This window comes from Variovorax sp. WDL1, from assembly GCF_001541225.1.
Taxonomy (GTDB): domain Bacteria; phylum Pseudomonadota; class Gammaproteobacteria; order Burkholderiales; family Burkholderiaceae_C; genus Variovorax.
Window position 1 is genome coordinate 7,980 of sequence record NZ_LMTS01000066.1, and the last position, 2,999, is coordinate 10,978.

A 2,999-nucleotide genomic window follows, 5' to 3' on the forward strand; every position below is an offset into this window, starting at 1 on the left:
TCAGTGCCTTCATCGACTCGATGCGCTCGCCGCTGCGGAACTCGACGCCGAGGTCCAGGATGTAGCCGGTCTCCTCGTCGATCACCGACTCGGGCAGGCGGAAGTGCGGGATCTGCGTGCGCATGAAGCCGCCGGCCTTGGCCTCCTCGTCGAACACCGTCACCTCGTAGCCCAGCGGCGCCAGGTCTCGCGCGACGGTGAGCGAGGCCGGCCCGGCGCCTACGCAGGCAATGCGCTTGCCGTTGCGCGGCTCGAGGGCCGGCATGCGCGCACGCACGTCGCCTTTCATGTCGGCAGCCACGCGCTTGAGCCGGCAAATAGCGACGGGTTCCGGCTTCTGTGCGTTGCTTTCTTCCACCCGCCCGCGCCGGCAGGCCGGCTCGCAGGGCCGATCGCAGGTACGCCCGAGGATGCCGGGGAAGACATTGGAGGCCCAGTTGATCATGTAGGCGTCGCTGTAGCGGCGCTGCGCGATCAACCGGATGTACTCGGGGACGGGGGTGTGCGCCGGACAGGCGTACTGGCAATCGACGACCTTGTGGAAGTAGGCCGGGTTCGCGATATCGGTTCGCTGCAAAGCTTGTCTCCTTGCTGCCGCCCGTGGCCCTCGTGGGTGGCCGATGCGGGCTTTTCCGCCAGTATGCGCCGCATGCGGCGCAAAGGGGGCTCGGTGAAAGCCCTCAGCGTGTCATTGGCGCATCAGACCCGCGCTGCGGCCCGCGTCTCGGCGAAGGCGCTGCGGCCCAGCCAGCGCCAGAGATCGCGGGCATCGCGCGCACCGCCGTTCATGCGCACCCGGCGTTCGCGGATCGCGTCTTCGGCCTCCCGGTCGCCGGTCCAGATCTCGGTCAGGGCGAGCACGGTGCATTCGACGATCAGCGTCGGCTCCTCGCCGGGGTTGTCGCGGCAGAGATCGGCGGTGCCCTGGTCGATCACCAGCCACCAGCGTCGCTCGCCCTCGGGCGCATCGGTGAAGCGGAAATGGACCACGATGCAGCGCCCGGGCGGGCATTGGTCGAGGTGCACGAAACGGCGGATGTCCCACATCAGGAAACCCGCGTCGAGCTGGTCGCGCTTGAGGCGGCTGCCGATCCAGCGCGCGCCCCAGTGGCCCAGTGCCATCACGATGGGGCGCAACTCCTCGCCGGCGGTGGTCAGGTGGTATTCGGCCGACGTGCCCGTGCCCTGGACGCGCTTGACCACGCCGACCTCCTCGAGCTTGCGCAGGCGCTGCGCGAGCAGCGAGCCCGACATGCGCGGCACGCCGCGCCGGATGTCGTTGAAGCGCGTGCTGCCGCACATCAGCTCGCGCACCACCAGCGGTGTCCAGCGTTCGCACAGCACCTCGGCGCCTCGTGCGACGGTGCAGAACTGGCCGTAATCGATCATGGCGCCAATCTAGCGTTTCCCGCGCCTGGAGACCAGTACAGATTCTGGACTAGCGCCGCAACCCCGGCACGGCCATCCTTGCCGCATCACTTCACCTCCAGGAGATGCACCATGAGCACTGTCGCCACCCCGCCTGTCTTCGACGCCGCTGCATTCAAGACCACCACCCGCGCGCAATGGCAGTCCGCGGCCGAGGCCTGGCACCGCTGGGGACCCTTCCTCGGCCGCTGGCTCGGCGACGCGACCGACACCATGTTCGAGTTGGCGCACATCGGGCCGGGCTCGCGCGTGCTCGACATCGCGGCCGGTGCCGGCGAGCAGTCGATCGCCGCCGCGCGGCGCGTGGGCGAGTCGGGCCATGTGCTCGCCACGGACAGCGCGCCAGCGCTGCTTGAACGCGCCGCCGCCGATGCCCGGGCCGCCGGGCTGGCGAACCTCGAGGTCCGCGAACTCGACGGCGAGGCGCTCGACACCCTGCCGGCGGCGAGCTTCGATGCCGCGATCAGCCGCGTCGGCCTGATCTACTTTCCCGACCAGCAGCGCGCGCTGGCCGGCATGCGACGGGCGCTGCGGCCGGGTGGGCGGGTGTCGGTGGTCGTGTACTCGACACCCGAGCGCAACGCGTTCTTCTCCATCCCCGTGAAGATCATCCGCGAGCGCGCCGGGTTGCCGCCGCCGCTGCCGGGGCAGCCCGGGCCTTTCTCGCTGGGCGGGGAGGGCGTGCTCGAGGCGACGCTTGCCAAGGCCGGCCTGGGGGAGATCGAGGTCCGCAGGGTGCCATCGCCGGTGCGGCTGCCGAGCGCGGCCGAGTGCGTGCGCTTCGAGCGGGAGTCCTTCGGTGCGCTGCACCAGATGATGGTCGGCCTGGGCGAGGCGGAGCGGGCGCGGACCTGGGAGGCCATCGAGGAAGCGCTGCGGCAGTTCGAGACCGGCAGTGGGTTCGAGGGGCCGTGCGAAATGCTGGTGGGGGCGGGCACGGTTTCGTGATCGAGCCGCTGCGCATGTGGTTTCAAGCCGCCACCCCCGCCTTGCGGAGACCGGCCGTGATCGCATCCGCCGTGGCCGCATCATTTGCGCCGGCCTACAGCGCCGGAGGATCTTCGACGACGCCGCGCGGCCAGCATGGCCTTAGGCTTCGATGCATCCAAACTGCACAGCCGGAGTCGACGACATGGCCGCCAACGCGATGGTCAAGGGAGAGGTGAACTACCGGGCCGGTGACGGCCCCATGATCCGGATCCCCGAGGGGCCGGTAGAAGTGGACCTGGCGGACGACAGCGCGGTGCTCAGCTGGGGCGACGCCGGCAACACGCAGAGCGCCGCGTTGCCGATCGCCGAGTACGAGCGCTATGTGCGCGACGGTCTCATCGCGCCGGAGTCATAGGCCTGGCGCCGCGCTAGGCTCGCCAGGCACTCACCAGCGCACCCGCAGTCCCGCCGAGGCGTTGAGCTGCGACTTCACGCGCGTGTCTCCGCCCGAGTCCCACAGCTTGCCGACCTCGCCGTAGAGGCTGGTCGATTCGCTCAGCGCCAGCGTGAAGCCCGCGGCCAGCTCGGTCGAGGTGCCGTTCCTGCTGCTCGCGATGGCGGTGCTGGCCGCCGGGTTGATG

5 protein-coding genes are annotated in these 2,999 nt (G+C 70.2%); 2 read left to right on the forward strand and 3 right to left on the reverse strand.

Features of this window, described 5'->3' with window-relative positions; translation table 11 throughout:
* Both APY03_RS43505 and APY03_RS09130 read right to left on the reverse strand, forming a co-directional pair.
* Positions 1 to 577 (reverse strand): NAD(P)-binding protein (locus APY03_RS43505; RefSeq protein WP_232324206.1); only part of this gene is annotated, 577 nt, incomplete at its 3' end.
* A gap of 122 nt (positions 578 to 699) precedes the next feature.
* The gene (locus tag APY03_RS09130) at positions 700 to 1,389 is read right to left on the reverse strand and encodes a winged helix-turn-helix transcriptional regulator (protein WP_197913177.1); all 690 of its coding nucleotides are present in this window, start codon (positions 1,387 to 1,389) and stop codon (positions 700 to 702) included.
* A 111-nt stretch (positions 1,390 to 1,500) separates the two neighbouring features.
* Here APY03_RS09130 and APY03_RS09135 point away from each other — a divergent pair, with 111 nt between their 5' ends.
* Together APY03_RS09135 and APY03_RS09140 are read left to right on the forward strand one after the other, a co-directional pair.
* Positions 1,501 to 2,376, forward strand: a complete 876-nt coding sequence (locus APY03_RS09135) for a class I SAM-dependent methyltransferase (RefSeq protein ID WP_068676020.1) — start codon at positions 1,501 to 1,503, stop codon at positions 2,374 to 2,376.
* Between the two features lie 184 nt (positions 2,377 to 2,560).
* Positions 2,561 to 2,773: a hypothetical protein gene (locus APY03_RS09140; protein WP_068676022.1), complete on the forward strand. Its 213-nt coding sequence runs from the start codon at positions 2,561 to 2,563 to the stop codon at positions 2,771 to 2,773.
* Positions 2,774 to 2,803: 30 nt separating this feature from the next.
* On the opposite strand, the gene APY03_RS42390 is transcribed toward APY03_RS09140, so the two are convergent.
* Positions 2,804 to 2,999 (reverse strand): hypothetical protein (locus APY03_RS42390; protein WP_198161230.1); only part of this gene is annotated, 196 nt, incomplete at its 5' end.

Bases quoted from the DNA above. Each gene is read 5' to 3' on its own strand.
- APY03_RS09130 (WP_197913177.1), bottom strand. From the start codon at position 1,389: ATGATCGATTACGGCCAGTTCTGCACCGTCGCACGAGGCGCCGAGGTG.
- APY03_RS09135 (WP_068676020.1), top strand. From the start codon at position 1,501: ATGAGCACTGTCGCCACCCCGCCTGTCTTCGACGCCGCTGCATTCAAG.
- APY03_RS09140 (WP_068676022.1), top strand. From the start codon at position 2,561: ATGGCCGCCAACGCGATGGTCAAGGGAGAGGTGAACTACCGGGCCGGT.